The 14,765-nt window shown below is 69.1% G+C and carries 14 protein-coding genes; 6 read left to right on the top strand and 8 right to left on the bottom strand.

Going from position 1 to position 14,765, the window contains the following annotated elements:
* Nucleotides 1-28: 28 nt before the first annotated feature.
* Both ABZS29_RS10725 and ABZS29_RS10730 read right to left on the bottom strand, forming a co-directional pair.
* On the bottom strand, nucleotides 29-601 hold the full coding sequence (locus tag ABZS29_RS10725) for a GNAT family protein (RefSeq protein ID WP_355460550.1): 573 nt from the start codon (nucleotides 599-601) through the stop codon (nucleotides 29-31).
* Between the two features lie 26 nt (nucleotides 602-627).
* Nucleotides 628-1,944 carry an XRE family transcriptional regulator gene (locus ABZS29_RS10730; RefSeq protein ID WP_355460552.1) on the bottom strand — a complete coding sequence of 439 codons (1,317 nt, stop codon included), beginning with the start codon at nucleotides 1,942-1,944 and terminating at the stop codon, nucleotides 628-630.
* 229 nt (nucleotides 1,945-2,173) lie between these two features.
* On the opposite strand from ABZS29_RS10730, the gene ABZS29_RS10735 reads away from it, so the two are divergent.
* Nucleotides 2,174-2,347, top strand: a complete 174-nt coding sequence (locus ABZS29_RS10735) for a hypothetical protein (RefSeq protein ID WP_355460554.1) — start codon at nucleotides 2,174-2,176, stop codon at nucleotides 2,345-2,347.
* Between the two features lie 392 nt (nucleotides 2,348-2,739).
* Here ABZS29_RS10735 and ABZS29_RS10740 read toward each other — a convergent pair whose 3' ends face one another.
* The gene (locus tag ABZS29_RS10740; RefSeq protein WP_355460556.1) at nucleotides 2,740-3,138 is read right to left on the bottom strand and encodes a MarR family winged helix-turn-helix transcriptional regulator; all 399 of its coding nucleotides are present in this window, start codon (nucleotides 3,136-3,138) and stop codon (nucleotides 2,740-2,742) included.
* A 28-nt stretch (nucleotides 3,139-3,166) separates the two neighbouring features.
* Between ABZS29_RS10740 and ABZS29_RS10745 the strand changes: the two genes are divergently transcribed.
* Entirely contained in the window at nucleotides 3,167-3,598 is a 432-nt protein-coding gene (locus ABZS29_RS10745; RefSeq protein WP_355460862.1) for a MarR family winged helix-turn-helix transcriptional regulator, read from the top strand.
* On the opposite strand, the gene ABZS29_RS10750 is transcribed toward ABZS29_RS10745, so the two are convergent.
* On the bottom strand, nucleotides 3,579-4,592 hold the full coding sequence (locus ABZS29_RS10750; RefSeq protein ID WP_355460558.1) for a GNAT family N-acetyltransferase: 1,014 nt from the start codon (nucleotides 4,590-4,592) through the stop codon (nucleotides 3,579-3,581). The genes ABZS29_RS10745 and ABZS29_RS10750 overlap by 20 nt on opposite strands.
* Before the next feature lie 138 nt (nucleotides 4,593-4,730).
* Between ABZS29_RS10750 and ABZS29_RS10755 the strand changes: the two genes are divergently transcribed.
* The gene (locus ABZS29_RS10755; protein ID WP_355460560.1) at nucleotides 4,731-6,407 is read left to right on the top strand and encodes a discoidin domain-containing protein; all 1,677 of its coding nucleotides are present in this window, start codon (nucleotides 4,731-4,733) and stop codon (nucleotides 6,405-6,407) included.
* Between the two features lie 51 nt (nucleotides 6,408-6,458).
* Nucleotides 6,459-7,040, top strand: a complete 582-nt coding sequence (locus ABZS29_RS10760) for a hypothetical protein (protein WP_355460562.1) — start codon at nucleotides 6,459-6,461, stop codon at nucleotides 7,038-7,040.
* On the opposite strand, the gene ABZS29_RS10765 is transcribed toward ABZS29_RS10760, so the two are convergent.
* Nucleotides 7,033-8,487: an MDR family MFS transporter gene (locus ABZS29_RS10765; protein ID WP_355460564.1), complete on the bottom strand. Its 1,455-nt coding sequence runs from the start codon at nucleotides 8,485-8,487 to the stop codon at nucleotides 7,033-7,035. The genes ABZS29_RS10760 and ABZS29_RS10765 overlap by 8 nt on opposite strands.
* A gap of 72 nt (nucleotides 8,488-8,559) precedes the next feature.
* On the opposite strand from ABZS29_RS10765, the gene ABZS29_RS10770 reads away from it, so the two are divergent.
* Nucleotides 8,560-10,569, top strand: a complete 2,010-nt coding sequence (locus ABZS29_RS10770; RefSeq protein WP_355460566.1) for an NACHT domain-containing protein — start codon at nucleotides 8,560-8,562, stop codon at nucleotides 10,567-10,569.
* 64 nt (nucleotides 10,570-10,633) lie between these two features.
* On the opposite strand, the gene ABZS29_RS10775 is transcribed toward ABZS29_RS10770, so the two are convergent.
* Nucleotides 10,634-11,773, bottom strand: coding sequence for an MFS transporter (locus ABZS29_RS10775; RefSeq protein WP_355460568.1), 1,140 nt, complete (start codon nucleotides 11,771-11,773; stop codon nucleotides 10,634-10,636).
* 55 nt (nucleotides 11,774-11,828) lie between these two features.
* Here ABZS29_RS10775 and ABZS29_RS10780 point away from each other — a divergent pair, with 55 nt between their 5' ends.
* Nucleotides 11,829-12,557, top strand: coding sequence for a helix-turn-helix transcriptional regulator (locus ABZS29_RS10780; protein ID WP_355460570.1), 729 nt, complete (start codon nucleotides 11,829-11,831; stop codon nucleotides 12,555-12,557).
* Here ABZS29_RS10780 and ABZS29_RS10785 read toward each other — a convergent pair.
* Entirely contained in the window at nucleotides 12,530-13,135 is a 606-nt protein-coding gene (locus ABZS29_RS10785; RefSeq protein WP_355460572.1) for a TetR/AcrR family transcriptional regulator, read from the bottom strand. The two genes, ABZS29_RS10780 and ABZS29_RS10785, sit on opposite strands and share 28 nt — an antisense overlap.
* Nucleotides 13,128-14,693: an AMP-binding protein gene (locus ABZS29_RS10790; RefSeq protein ID WP_355460574.1), complete on the bottom strand. Its 1,566-nt coding sequence runs from the start codon at nucleotides 14,691-14,693 to the stop codon at nucleotides 13,128-13,130. Before ABZS29_RS10790 ends, ABZS29_RS10785 begins: the two co-directional genes overlap by 8 nt.
* Nucleotides 14,694-14,765 lie beyond the last annotated feature (72 nt).

Raw genomic sequence — 14,765 nt, forward strand, 5'->3', positions numbered from 1 at the left:
CCACCCTGCAGGTAAGGACAAAATGCCGTCAAGGCTCCAGATGACCGGCAGGTGAACGATCGGCGTACTCGGTCTCGAGGATCGAGTAGAGCAACGAGTCCCGCCAGGCACCGTTGGTGAACACATGGTCACGCAGGTGACCTTCGAAGCTGAAGCCGATCCGCTTCACGACGGCGATCGAGGCCTCGTTCTCCGGGCCGATGGCCGCGGTCACCCGGTGCACCCGCAGGGTGCCGAAGGCGAAGCCGAGCATCACCCGGGCGGCGTCCGTAGCGTAGCCGCGCCCCCAGTGGTCGGCGTGAACGGCGTACCCGAGCTTGGCTGACCAGGGTGCGCGTGCCGGGGTGCCCGGGGCGATCCGGGCGAAACCGATCACGTGGTCGTCGTCCCGGCGGGTGACGGCGAGCATGTAGTCGGACCGGTCCGGGCGGGCGGATCGCTCGATGATGCCGTTGAGCACCTCGATCGCCTTGGCCCGGTCGTAACTGTCGAAAGCCATCCAGTCGGTGACCCGGTCGTCACCGCAGATGGCGGCATAGTCGTCGAGATCGTCCGCACGGAACTCGCGGAGGACGGTCAAGCGACCGTTGAGAGGTTCCATGAGGCGATTGTTGCCAGCCGCCGGGGTCAGCGGTTCAAAGTCTGCATGGGGGTCCGGGTGAACGTTTCGATCTCCTCCTGCAGCTCCCGGGCGTCGTCGGCGCGACCCGACTGCCGCAGCGCCTGGTGAACCCGGCGGGCGGAGTGCACGACGCCGTTGATCCGGCGCTCGGCCGGCAGGTCCAGCACCGGAGCGAGTGCGTCCGCGGCGCCGTCCAGCTCACCGGTGGCGATCCGGCTGATCGCCATCGCGGCGTGGCTGCCGGCGGCGTCGCCGAAGGCCCACTCCGGGTGGTTCTGGTCGGCGTACGCGTCGACGGCCTGCCGCGAGTACCGCTCGGCCTGCTCGCCCTCACCGGGCAGCCAGGCCAGCGCGTCGGCCGCGTAGTACAGCTGGCGGTTGCGCCCGAAGGTGCACAGCCCGCCCATGTCGTCGAGGTCGTCGTTCTGCACGTTGTCCCAGGCGTCCTCGGCGCGCGCCAGCGCGGCGCGGGTGGCCTCCGGGTTGCCGAGCGCGGCCCAGGCGCGGGCCTCGCTGACCGGGAGCCAGACGCTGGTGGTGCTGTTGGCCTGCTCGGCATAGCCGGCGCCGAGCTGGGCGTAGCGGACCGAGTCGTGCGGGTTGCCGGCCCAGTAGGAGACGAGGGACTGCAGACCGCGCACCCAGGCCCGCAGGCCGTGGTGGTCGGCGTTGTCGGCGCACAGGAACGCGGTCCGCGCCTGGGTCAGCGCCGCGTGCGGGTTCCCGAGGTCGTGCGAGGCCTTGGCGAGCAGACCGCCGGTCACCCCGCCGAGGAAGTACAGCTGCCGCAGGTGCTCGGGACGCTGCCGGCTCTCCAGCAGCGCGAAGACCAGGTCTTGGGTCTCGACCAGCTGACCGAGGATCTCCGGCAGCGGCCGCTGGGGGTACGCCTTCGCGACGTGGCGAACGTCGTCGTACACCTGTTCCATGGCCTCGCTTCCGAGACCGGACTGGGCCGCAAGGGCAAATGCCCTCGCTCGGCTGGCAGCCATGTCGAGAACCTCCATCTCGTTACCTGTCGTGATCCGTCCACCCGTGCCAGCCACCGGCACCATCTGCTGACCCCCGTGCTGCTGGGCCGACACGTGCTCGGGGACGTACGGCGCGAGGAGCTCCTCGACCGGCTTTCCGAACATGCGTTGCAGGGTGCGCCGGGTCTGGGGAGTGGTTCCTGCCCGCTCGCCCGATGCGAGGCGCCGCAGGTGCCGCTCGGTGATGGTTCCACCCAGCTCGACGAACTCGGCGACGATCTCGGAGTAGGTCTGGTTCCGGCGCTGGATCAAGTGCGCCAGGACCGTCTTAGGCGCCAACCTCGCCGCCATCGTTCCTCCCGTTCACGTCAGAACAGACGTTGTCTCGACTCATGCCCCACGACAAGGTGCTGTCCTCCAGATGTCCGCCAGAGGTCCGTAAGAGGTCCGGCAAAGGTCCTCTTCAGGTCCTAGAGCGGTCACGTTGGGCTCGTGCACCATTACTGCCATGACAACCAGTAAGTCCAACTGGTTGCAAGGGCTCAGAGTTACGGGGTGAGAGGCAGTGAGCATTGCGGAAATGACGGCGCGACAGCATCGTCGCCGGGTTCGGGTCTGGTTCGGTGAACATGTGATCGCCCAGTACGTCGCCGAAGCGCCGCTGGCGGCCCGCTACGAGCAGGCGATGAAGCGCCGTTTCGCCGGCCTCAAGGTCACCAACGACCTGCTCGGACCGCTCGACAGCACGGACTGATTCAAACGCCTGACTGAAAACTTCCGGGTCCTCCTCAGACTCGGTGCGCTGCACCCTGGAGTCTCCTCACGTTCAGGGTTCAGCATCTCTGGAAGGTTCGGGACCCTCCTCAGTTCCGAACGAAACCCAGGTGCGGTCCGGGGCACTCCTCAGCCCCGGACCGCACCGCCCAAAGCCCGGCTGGGCTTGGCGGCTGAGTCCCTGTATCGCCGCCGCCCAGCCGTTCCAACCACCACCTCCTGGCCGACACCTCGGGCCAGAACGGGGTCGGGTGTCCTGGGCGGTAGGACACCACCGGTGGTTCCTGACACCTCACCAGGAACCACCCCCCCGAGGTGGCCGGCTCCGCTGTGTGACCACCGCGCCTGGGTGGTCACACGGCGGAGCCTCTGTCATGCCGTGGCCACGTTCCCGGCCATCCGGCGCAGTACGTCGACCGTGGCCGCGTACTCGTCGTCGCTGACGCCGGCCGTCACCAGCGCCCGCTGCGCCCGGACCTTCGCGGTCAATCCGGTGAGCGCTGCCTGGCCGGCGGGGGTGAGTTCATCCCCCGCGAGCCAGCCGCGTGCCGCCAGCGGCTCGGTGACGGCTGCGATTGTTTCCGGGTTGCCGTCGAGAAATGGCGCCAGCGCGACCGCGATCGGCTCGTCGCCGGCCGCTGCGTTCAGCGCCTGCCACTGCCTGCGGGTCAGCCCGTCGGCCGCGAGGAGTCGTTCGAACGACGACTCCAGCAGGCGGTCGAGCTCCTTGAGCCACCACCCGATAGGCTTGTTGTCATCTGACATATACATGTCAATCAGCATATAGTCTGGAGCTGTGATGACAACCCCGGATCCGGTCGCCCGCGTGGAGACCGCGATGGTCACGATCCGCCGTCGGCAGACCCGCCGTACCTTCGCGGAGCAGGCCGGGCGGCCGGACCCGGTCCAGGACGTCCTCGACGCACTCGAAGCAGCCGGTACGACGCCGACCGGCGTCAACGGGGTCGCGACCAGGCTCGGTGTGGACCAACCGCGGGCCAGCAAGCTGGTGGCCGCGGCAGTCGCGGCCGGACTGGTCCGCCGGGAGGCGGACCAGGGGGACGGCCGCCGGACCAACCTGGTCCTGACCGACGCCGGCCAGGAGCGGCTCGACGCCGTCCACGAGCATCGGCGCCGGCGCTTCGCCGACGCGATGACCGGCTGGACAGATCGCGAGCGAGACAGCTTCGCCGATCTACTGACCCGGTTCGTCAGCGCCCTCGAGAGCTGACATAGACCGCGAAGGGAGCGTCGGGCCGCACCGTCTCGGAGCCCTCGACCCAGCCCTCCGCCGTGATCTCGCCCGCGGAGGTCATGCCGAGCCGCTCCATCACCGCTCGCGACGCCGCGTTGTGACGCTCGGTGAAAGCGATCACTGCCTGTGCTCCTAGCGTCTCGAACGCGAAGTCCAGACCGGCCTGTCCGATCTCGGTGGCCAGCCCACGGCCGCGCGCCGACCCGACCAGCGCCCACCCGAGTTCCAGCCGGTCGGCCGCCCACTCCGGTCCGACGAGCTTTTCGATCGCCACGGCGGTCGGCGTACCGGCGGTGAGTCGGGACAGCCCGCCTCGCCCGGCCAACGCGCCCGTCGACCGTTCGTAGGCGATCCACTTGCTGACACCATCGCGCTCCCAGGCGCGATGCATCTCCGCGGCGCGCTCCGCGGCCACCTCGGGTGACCACTGTTCGCCGTACCACTGGGACACCCAGGGGTCCGCGAACAGTCGCACGAGGTCCGCTTCATGTCCGGTCAGGACCGCACCCGGTCCACTGATCGGTTCGAGCCGCAATCGCTCCGTCAGCCGCATCCGAACCACGTGGGCGACGATGTCGCGCAACCGCCGGTCCCCGTCGGTCCGCCCGACCATCAGCAACTCCAGGTCGTCCAGCCCGACCCACGCCGACGCGTCGTGCTTGCCCACCTCCAGTCGCGGCTGCGACAGGTCGCCGTCGACCGCGACCAGATAGTCGAGCTCACGCCGTACGCGGCCTTGCCACTCCCACTCCCAGTCCGCGACCGTCCCCAGCACTTCGCGGACCGTCCAGCCGGTCTCTTCCTCGACCTCGCGCGCCAGCGCCTGCTCGGGCGTCTCGCCCGCCTCGAGGTGCCCGCCGACGATGTCCCAGATCCCCGGCAGCAGCCGCCGGTCCTGCGATCGTCGATGGGTATAAACCCGTCCCCGCGGATCACGGATCAGTGCACCGACGCAATCGACTTCCCGCATGCTACGCCAGCGTAGGCGGCCGAGCTGTTGTCAGTGCCTGCACGCCTCGGTACAGTCCGATTCTGTTAGGAAACTTTCCTAACAGAATCGCTGCTGTTTCACCGAGCCCCCGCCCTGTCCGGCCGGAAGGAGCGCGAAGTGTCCCTGTTCCGACGTACTACGGTCACCACCGCAGTTGTCGCGGTGCTGATCTCGTCCCTCACCCTCAGTCCCGCCAGCGCCGCCGATTCCTTGCTGTCCCGGGGAAAACCGGTCACCACCTCCAGTGTCGAGAGCAGTTCGTTCACCGGCGCCAAGGCCGTCGACGGCTCCGGAACCACCCGCTGGGCCAGCGCGGAGGGGATCGATCCGCAGTGGTTGCGGATCGACCTCGGTACGGCGGCCACGGTCCGGTGGATCAAGCTGAACTGGGAAGCCGCCTACGCCACCAAGTACCGCCTGGAGATCTCCGACGACGGCGTCAACTACAGCACGGTCGTCGCCGTGGACAACGGTGACGGCAACACCGACGACCTGACCGGATTCACCGCGCGAGGGCGGTACCTGAAGTTCGTCGGACTCACTCGCGGTACGCCGTATGGCTACTCGTTCTGGGAGTTGCAGGCCTTCGGCTCCACCGACACCACCGGTGACACCCAAGCTCCGACCACACCGACCGGCCTCACCGCCGGCACCGTGACCGCCACCAGCGCGGCGTTGTCCTGGTCGCCCTCGACGGACAATGTCGGAGTCACCGGCTACGAGGTGCTCCGCAACGGGAGCCCCGTCGGTACGGCGACGACCACGTCCTACCAGGACGGCGGGCTCACCCCCGACACGTCGTACAGCTATGCGGTCCGCGCGCGGGACGCTGCCGGCAACACCTCGGCCGTCAGTACGGCGGTGACGGTCAGGACGGAGGTCAACGAGACCACCTGGCCGGGAGACGCGGCGGTCACCGTTGCCGACGGCAGCAACGTGTTCGGTGAGAACCTCAGTGGGCTCACCTTCGAGAGTCCCGACGTGTTGTGGGCGGTGAAGAACGGTCCCAGCACGCTGTACCGCCTCGTTCGCGACGGCGCCCTGTGGCGGCCGGACTCGGTCGGCGCGCGGACGCTGAACTACCGCAACGGCAGCGGCGATCCGGACTCGGAAGCGGTGGTCTCCACACCCGACGGCCTGGTCGTGGCGACCGAGCGCGACGGTGACAACAGCGGGAGCAGTCTGCTGAAAGTGCTCCGGTTCGACCCGAAGTCCACGGCGAAGTCCGTCAACGCGACCGCCGAATGGAACCTCACCGGCGACCTGCCCGCGGTCGGCAACAACGACGGCCTCGAAGCCATCTCCTGGATCCCGGACTCGTTCCTCACCGCGAGAGGGTTCAAGGACGAGCGCACGAACGCGCCGTACACGCCGAGCTCCTACACCAATCACGGCACCGGGTTGTACTTCGTCGGGCTCGAGGACAACGGCGTGGTCTACGCCTACGCGCTGAACCAGGCCGGCGGAACATTCACCCGCGTCGCCGCCTTCGCGGGCGGGCTCGGAGCGATCATGGATCTGGAGTTCGAGCCGGAGACCGGTCTGCTCTGGTCGACCTGTGACAACACCTGCGAAGGACGCAGCGCGACGCTGTCGATCGTCAATGGCAAGTTCACCGTCTCCGCGACCTACGACCGGCCGAGCGGACTGCCCGACTACAACAACGAAGGGTTCGCGATCGCACCCCCGTCGACCTGTACGGCGGGGCGCAAGCAGGTCGTGTGGGCCGACGACGGCAACGACGGCGGCCACGCCCTCCGCGCGGGAACGCTGCGTTGTACCGCAGGTTCGTGATCCCGCGAGTCTGACTCCGGGACTGCACCCCCGAACTGCGAGAGTTCGGGGGTGCGGAACCGACCTGCTGCTGTCGCCTTGAACCTGACCAGCCGATGGAGCAGATTCGCGTCGATCCTCGTCGTCGCGGTGCTGGTGGTCTCTGGCGTCTTCGGCGACTTGTACGTGCGGGACTTCGTCGCCCACCTCGGTACGGCGGTCGCCCACGACGAACTGGCCCTCCGGGCTCTCGGCTGGTGCTGGCTCGGCGTACCGGTCGTCGTCCTCACCGTTCTGCTGCTGCTCCGGCACCGCCTCAGCCGCAGAGTGCGCGGCGTCGTGTCCACCGTGATGTTCTGCCTTGCCGCATCGTCGGCGATGCTGCCCGGTGGTCGCCGGAGCCGTCCCAAGGTCGTGTTCGGCGATGTCTACCCGGACGCGCAGCCGCTCTCCTACGGCTGGGCGAGCGCGGGGCTGACGATCGTCGCGATGCTGGCGGTCAGCGCGGTCGTCCTCCTCGTGGCCGGCAAGATCGCCGGCCGGCCGCTGCCGGCCGCGACGCAGCGGAAGATCGCGCCCGGGCTGGGCGTGGCCCTGATCCTGCTGGCCGCCGGCGGCCTGTGGATCGCGCTGGCCGGGCCGCTCCCTACCTAGCGGCGAGTGGCTGCTCGGGGACGCGGTTGGGGATGAAGGCAACTGCAACAATCAGCAGTACGGCGGCCGCCGCGGCGCCGTAGAACACGTCGTGAACCGCAGGCGCGAGCACAGCGGGCGGAAGGTTCTCGAGGTCCGCGTGCGCACCGCCGAGGCGAGCGGCGATCTCGCCGTTCGCCACCGCGCCGAAGCTCGCGACGCCGACCGCACTGCCCACAGACCGCGCGAACATGTTGGTCCCGGTGACCACACCGCGGTGCTGCCAGTCGACCGACGACTGCGCCGCGACGACAGCCGGCGCCGAGGAGAACCCGAGCCCGACCCCGATCACGAAACAAGCCGCCGCGAGCTGCCAGACACTGCTGCGCGCACCGACCGTCAGCAGAATCCCCGCACCCAGTACGACGAAGGCCGAGCCCAGCAACATCGTCCACCGGAACCCGAGCCGCAGATAGATCCGCCCGGACAGCGACGCCGCGATCGGCCACCCGATCGTCATCGCGGCGAGCGTGAACCCGGCGATCAACGCGGTCGTCCCGAGCACGCCCTGCGCGAAGACCGGCACGTACGTCGACAGTCCCATCATCAGCAGACCGATCAGGAACGCGGTCGCGTTGGCCGAGTTCAGCACCCGGCGGCCGAGCACCCACGGCGGCAGGATCGGCTCGGCCGCCCGCCGTTCGACCAGGGCGAAGGCGACGATCAGGATCACCGCCACCGCCAGGATCGCGATGCTGACCGGCGAGTCCCAGGCCCACATCACGCCGCCCTCGAGCAGGCCGAGCAACAGGAGCGAGCCGCCGACCGCGAGCAGCACCGCGCCGGTGTAGTCGATCTGGTGCCTGGTCTTCGCCGCCGTCTTCTCCTGGAACCGCTTGCGCAGCACGATCGCCGCCGCGACTCCGAGCGGCACGTTCACGAAGAAGATCCAGCGCCAGGAGATGTAGTCGGAGAACACCCCGCCGAGCGTCGGCCCGACGAACGACGAGATCCCCCACACGCTGGCCAGGTAGCCCTGGACCTTGGCCCGCTCGGCCACCGTGTAGATGTCGCCGATGATCGTCATCCCGATCGGCTGGATCGCGCCCGCACCGAGCCCCTGGATCAGCCGGAACGCGATGAGTGCCGGCATGCTCCAGGCGAACCCGCAGAGCACCGACCCGACCACGAACAGCGTGACCCCGAACAGGATCATCGGTTTCCGGCCACGCAGATCGGCCAGCTTCCCGTAGATCGGCACCGAGACGGCCTGCGCCAGCAGATAGATCGAGAACAGCCACGGGAACTGCGTGAACCCACCCAGATCCTCGACCACCGACGGTACGGCCGTCGCCAGGATGGTCGCGTCGAGCGCCACCAACCCCGTGCTCAGCATCACCGCGAGCAGAATCGGGCCGCGCTCCGACCTCAGCCCGACACTCGCGCGGTCGACCCGCTCAGTAGTCATGACAAAGTCCAACTTACGTGATCGTTGAACGATTCCTGCAGCTACCATCCACCGACCGATACGCTCCGGGGCGTGAGGATCCGGGACTCTGCGCTGCGCGCTGTCGTGATCGTGCTGACCGCCTCGCTCAGCCTGGTGCTGCTCCCGATCGCGATCAACGTCGGCACCGGCGGCACGGCGCCTTCCTTCCTCGCCCCGTACGTCGGTTGGACGTGGCCGGCGATCGGCGTCCTGTGGCTGGTCCTGATCCTGACCGCCCTCGGCGAGGTCCGCAGCCGCCAGCGCCCGGTCCTGGCCAGCCGGTCGGCCGACAAACCCCGCAACCGGGCGAACGCGCTCGCCCAGGTGGATCGCACCCTGCAGCGCCGGGTCGACGGCTCGCTCGCGGCCCAGACCCGGGTCGCCCTCGCGCTCGACCAGCGTCCCGAGGTGGTCGCCCGCCCGTACGACATCGTCGTCCGGCCGCTCGATCGCGATCCGCACGCGCTGCCGGACGACGCCCACATCGCGACGGTCTTCGACGACCTCGAGTTCTCGATGCTGATCCTCGGCGCGCCCGGTGCGGGCAAGACGACGCTGCTCCTCGACCTGGCCCGCACCCTGGCCGAGCAGGCGCACGCCGACGAGACCGAACCGATCCCGGTGCTGCTGAACCTGTCGCGCTGGACCGGCGCTGTGTCGCGGCGACCCGATGATCACCCGCGGGACAGTCCGCAGCTGGCCGGCTTCGTCCGCTGGCTGCTCGACGAGCTCGACACCAGGTACGGCATTCACCCAGCAGCCGGCCGGCGCTGGCTGATCAACGGCCGGTTCGCCTTACTGCTGGACGGCCTGGACGAAGTCGACACCGCCCACCGCGACAAGCTGGCCGGCGTCCTCGACGAACTCCGGATGAACTACTCGATCCCCCGACTCGCAGTGACCTGCCGGACTGAGGACTACAAGCACCTCAAGAATCCGCTCCGGATGCAGGGCGCCGTCGACATCAAGCCGCTCTCCCGGCAGCAGGTGCTCGACTACTTCACCGCGGCCGGTCCGGAGCTGGACGGCGCGCGAGTCGCCATCGAACAGGACGACGAGCTCTGGGACCTGGTCACCTCCCCGCTGATGCTCAACATCCTCCTGCTGGCCTACCAGCACCGCGACCCCGAGTCCGTCACCGATCTCTCCGACGTACGCCGCGCGCTCTTCGACACGTTCATCGTCGAGGTCCTTGCCCGCCGCCGCGCCGGCAGTCGCCAGTACGACGCCCGTACGGCGGTCCGCTCGCTCCGCGCCCTCGCCCTGCGCACACGCAACCGCCCCGGCGCCCAGTCCGTCGTACCGCGCTGGCCGAACGCCAATGGTCGCGACGCCGACGGCTCGGTGATCTACCTCCTGCACACGATCTGCCTGCCCGCTCTGCTCGCCGGAGTCATCGCCGGCTGCACAGCCGTGGCCGCCCTGCCCCTCGCTATCTGCGCAGTGCTGCTCGCATATCGCTGGAGACCCGCAGGCAATGCCCTGGTACGGCGCGACTTCGACCGCAGCCAACTGGCCATCGCAGTACTCGCCTTCATCGCCGGTACGGCGGCCAGCGGCGTACTGCTCCTAGCGCCGAGCCCCAGCTTCGTGGCCGGCGTCCTGACCGGCCTGTTCGTGGCCGGCGCCGTCCGCACGCTGACCTTTATCCCGAACTTCTGGCAACTGCTCTCACACCCCAGCGCCCGCTGGCGAATCGGCCCCTGGGCATTAGGTGGTGCATTAATCGGGTTCGTTGCACTGCGGCCGACCGACCTCGCCCTACTACCCGGCATCCTCCTCGGCATGGTCGCCGTAGGCGCGTCGCCCCGCCTCTCCCAAGACGCCGGCCCGCTCTACCGCGTCGTGCTCGACGTCCTCCTCTGCTGGACCGGCCACCTGCCCTGGCGCCGCCGAGCCTTCCTCACCTACGCCGCCGACCGCTTCATCCTCGCCCGCACCGCCCCCGGCGAGTACTCGTTCATCCACCTACTCATCCGCGACCACCTCGCCGACTGCGACCCGGACCAACTGGCCGCCCAGGTCGACCGCCGCGTCGTCGGCGTACGGACGGACTGTTAATAGGCCGCCGTTGGCTCCCCCGCGCGGCCTCGGCACGCCTCGCGATCCGCGGCGACCGCGACTACTAACAGTCCGTCGGTACACCATCGCCTGGCTCCTTCAGGGCGTAGGCGATGAGCGCACACGCAAGCGGTAGGGCGATGAGGGTGGCGAGGGCGACGTGGAGCGAGGTGCGTTCGGCCACGGTGGCGAGGACCGGGGTGCCGATGCCGCCGATGCTGACGGCCAGGCCCAGCGTCATCCCGCCGGCAGTGCCCACCCGAGTGGGGAGGAAGTCCTGGCCGAGCGTGACATGCAGGGAGAACGGAACCGCAAGGGCGACTGCGGTCAACCCGAGGAAGCCGAAGAACGCCGGCCCGGGCACGAACACCAGTCCGGCGAGCGCCGGTACGGCGACGGCGTACGACGTCCGAAGCGTGCGGATCCGGCCGAAGCGAGTGGCGAAGCGGCCGCCGAGCAGCGTACCGACCGCGCTCGCGGCGAACAGGACGAACAGCGCGATCCCGCCGGTCGTGGTCCCGCCGCCGACGCGTTGGCCGGCGTACAGGGCGATGAAGGTGCCGAGTCCGACGAACACGAGCGAGCGGCAGACCATGATGGCGGACAAGCGCAGGAACGACGGCCAGTCGTCGACGCCGGTCGCGCCCTGATCATTGCCAACAGCAACAAACCCGGCATAGCGGATCGCGAGCCGCGTGATCACCGCACCGAAGACCGCCGGCCCGATCAGCACCGGCGTCCACCCCAGGCCGCCGGCCGCCACGATCGGTGTCACGAGCGCCGGCGCCAAGGCGAACCCGACGTTCCCGCCGACCGAGAACCAGCTCATCTCGACGTGGCTGCCGCCGCTGACCGCGCGCGCCATCCGGGCCGCTTCCGGGTGGTACGCCGCGACGCCGAGCCCGGAGAGCCCGGCCGCGAGCCAGTAGATCTCGCCGACCCCGATCAGCGCGATGCCGAGCCCGGCGGTCGTCATGCTGACGGGGAGCAGCCAAGGCAGCGGCCGCCGGTCGGTCAGCACGCCGAACACCGGCTGCACGACGGACGACAACAGCGTCGCCGCCAGCGTGATCCCGGAGATCGCGACGTACCCGAGCCCGCGCTCGGCGACCAGGAACGGCACCAAAGCCGGCACGGCGCCCTGGTACACATCGACACACGCATGCCCGATCGCCATCAGTCCGACCGGCGGAATTCTCCTCATACCGACGATCGTTGCCCGGGCAGCAGCTGTCCGGCTTCCGATAAAATGCCAACCTATGCCGGAAATCCGCCACTCGGTCGCCTCGACCGGAATTCTGCCGATCCCCGCCGGTGGAGCGATCGACGCGCACTGGCACGACCAGCACCAGATCGTGTACGCCGGTCAGGGCGTGCTGTCCGTGACCACGGACGCCGGGAGCTGGATCGCTCCGGCCAACCGCGCCATCTGGGTTCCGGGCGGCACCGTCCACGAACATCGCGCCTACGGCCACACCGCTCTCCACACGATCGGACTGACCGAGAACCCGCTCGCTCTCGACGCGCCGTCCGCACTCGTGGTCAGTCCGCTCCTCCGCGAGCTCATCCTCACCTACACAGCACCGATGGACGACCCAGCAGAGCGCGACCGCTTGTACGCCGTACTGCTGGACCAGCTCAAGCGGTCCGTCCAGCGCCCCACCTACTTGCCGACACCGAACGACCCCCGCCTGGCTGCGCTCTGCGAACTCCTGTACGACGACCCGGCCGACAACCGCACCCTGGCGGAACTCGGCACGCAGGTAGGAGCGAGTGAACGCACGCTGAGCCGCCTGTGCCGCGCAGACCTCGGCATGACCTTCCCGCAGTGGCGCACCGAGCTCAGACTGCATACGGCACTCAGACTGCTCGCAGCCGGCGAGTCGGTGACCCGAGTCGCTCATCGGTGCGGCTGGGCGTCAACCAGTGCGTTCATCGACACCTTCCGGCGGTCGTTCGGTCACACACCCGGCGCAAGTAGGGCCTGATCGAGGATGCGGCTCCACTGCCGCACGATCCCGCGCCGGCGTGCGCTGTCGTCCGACAGCAGGTCAGCCAGCCCCAGCCCGCGGGCCATGTCCAGCACGCCCTGCACCGTCTCTCGTACGCCGGGTGTCCGCTCCGAAACGTCCAGCACGTCGAGAAGTGCCCGGTGCGCTCGCCGCCCGACGCGCTCCTCCAGGCGAACGATCTGCGCGCGCAGTGCCTCCTCGGTGGACGCTGCGACCCACAGATGCAGCGCGGCCTTGAAGAGCGGACCGGTGTACACGTCCACCAGCAGACTCACGATCGCCTCGGTTCGACCAGGCCCGGTGGGCAACTGAGCCGCCCGGATCTCCGCCAACCGCACCTCGGTCATGTACTCAACCGCCGCCGCGAACAGATCCGCCCGCGTCGGGAAGTGGTGCTGCGCAGCACCACGCGACACCCCCGCGCGGGCCGCGACCACGGCCACCGTGGTCGCGGCGTACCCGACGTCGGCGAGCGATTCGACCGCGGCCTCGAGCAGCCGCTGCCGGGTGGCGCGGCTGCGGTCCTGTTGTGGCGCTCGGACTGCTTCACTCACGGGCGGCCTCGCGGGCTCTCAGCTCACGACGCAGGATCTTCCCGGACGCTGCCTTCGGCACCGCCTCGATGAACTCCACCTGCCGCACCTTCTTGTACGGCGCTACGCGAGCCGCGACGTACTCGAGCACATCGGCCTCGGTCAGCCCGGACCCCGGCATCGGGACGACGAACGCCTTCGGCACCTCGTTGCCGTCCTCCGAGACGCCGATCACCGCCGCGTCCGCGATCCGGTCGTCGGTCAGCAGCACCGCCTCGAGTTCGGCCGGCGGCACCTGGTAGCCGTGGTACTTGATCAGCTCCTTGACCCGATCGACGATGTACAGATAGCCCCGCTCGTCCACGCGCGCCAGGTCGCCGGTGTGCAACCAGCCGTCCCGATCGATCGTCGCGTCGGTCTCCGCCGGCCGACCCAGATAGCCCTTCATCACCTGCGGTCCCCGGATCCAGAGCTCGCCGACCTCCCCCTCGCCGACATCGTTGCCATCGGCACCGACCAGCCGCTGTTCGGTGGACGGGAACAGCTTGCCGACCGCACCGGGCGGCGGCTCCGGGTCGTCCTGCGGTACGGCGTGCGTGCCCGGCGACAGCTCGGTCATCCCGTAGCACTGCAGCACGCCGTGCAGGCCGAGCCGTTTCGCGCACGCTTCAGCAAGCTCCGCGTCCAGCGGAGCGGCCGCGGACGTCAGGTACTTCAGCGCCGACAGGTCCACCCCGTCCACGGCCGGGTGCTTCGCCAGCGCCAGTACGATCGGCGGCGCGACGAACGCCCGGGTGATCTTCTGCTCGTCGAGCGTGGTCAGGAACTGCTGCAACTCGAACTTCGGCAGAACAACCACCGTCGCGCCGAGGCGGAACGGCAGGTTCATCAGCACGGACTGCCCGTAGATGTGGAAGAACGGCAGGATCGCGATGATCCGCTCGTTCTCGTCCATCGAGAAGGTGGCCTCGGCCTGGAGCAGGTTGGTCGCGATGTTGCGGTGCGTCAGCATCACGCCCTTGGCCACGCCGGTCGTGCCGCTCGAATACGGCAGTACGGCGACATCCTCGGCCGGGTCGATCGTCACCTCCGGCTCGGGCCCGGTCGAGGCGATCAGCTCCTGGACCGACCGGTAGCCTTCGGCCTGGTCGCAGACGAAGATCTCCGTGACGTCGGTCCCCTCGACCGCGGCGGTCGCGACCGGCAGGAACAGCGAGATCGTCACCAGCAGCTTCGCCTTCGAGTCGACCAGCTGCTTGTGCAACTCGTCGGCGGTGTAGAGCGCGTTGACCGTGGTCACTGTCGCGCCCGCCCGGGTGGTGCCGTAGAAGACGACCGGATAGAGGATCGTGTTCGGGCTGTAGAGCGCGACCACGTCACCGGGCCGGATCCCCAGCTCGGCCAGTCCGGCCGCAACCCGCCGCGTCATCCCGTCGAGCTGGGCGTAGCTGATCTCACGGCCGCTGACCGCGTCGACGAGGGCCGGGCGGTCGCCGTACTCCTGGGCGCGGCCGAGCACGGCCTCGTGCAGCGGGACATCAAGAACCTCGACGGGCGGGAACTGGCTGGTGATGACCATCGGCCGGCCTTTCTGAGCAGCGGGCGGAGCTAGTGGCAGGAACTGTGACTTACTCCCGAGTATTTGCGCCAG

The sequence above is a fragment of the Kribbella sp. NPDC005582 genome (assembly GCF_040605415.1).
In the GTDB taxonomy this organism is placed as follows: domain Bacteria; phylum Actinomycetota; class Actinomycetes; order Propionibacteriales; family Kribbellaceae; genus Kribbella.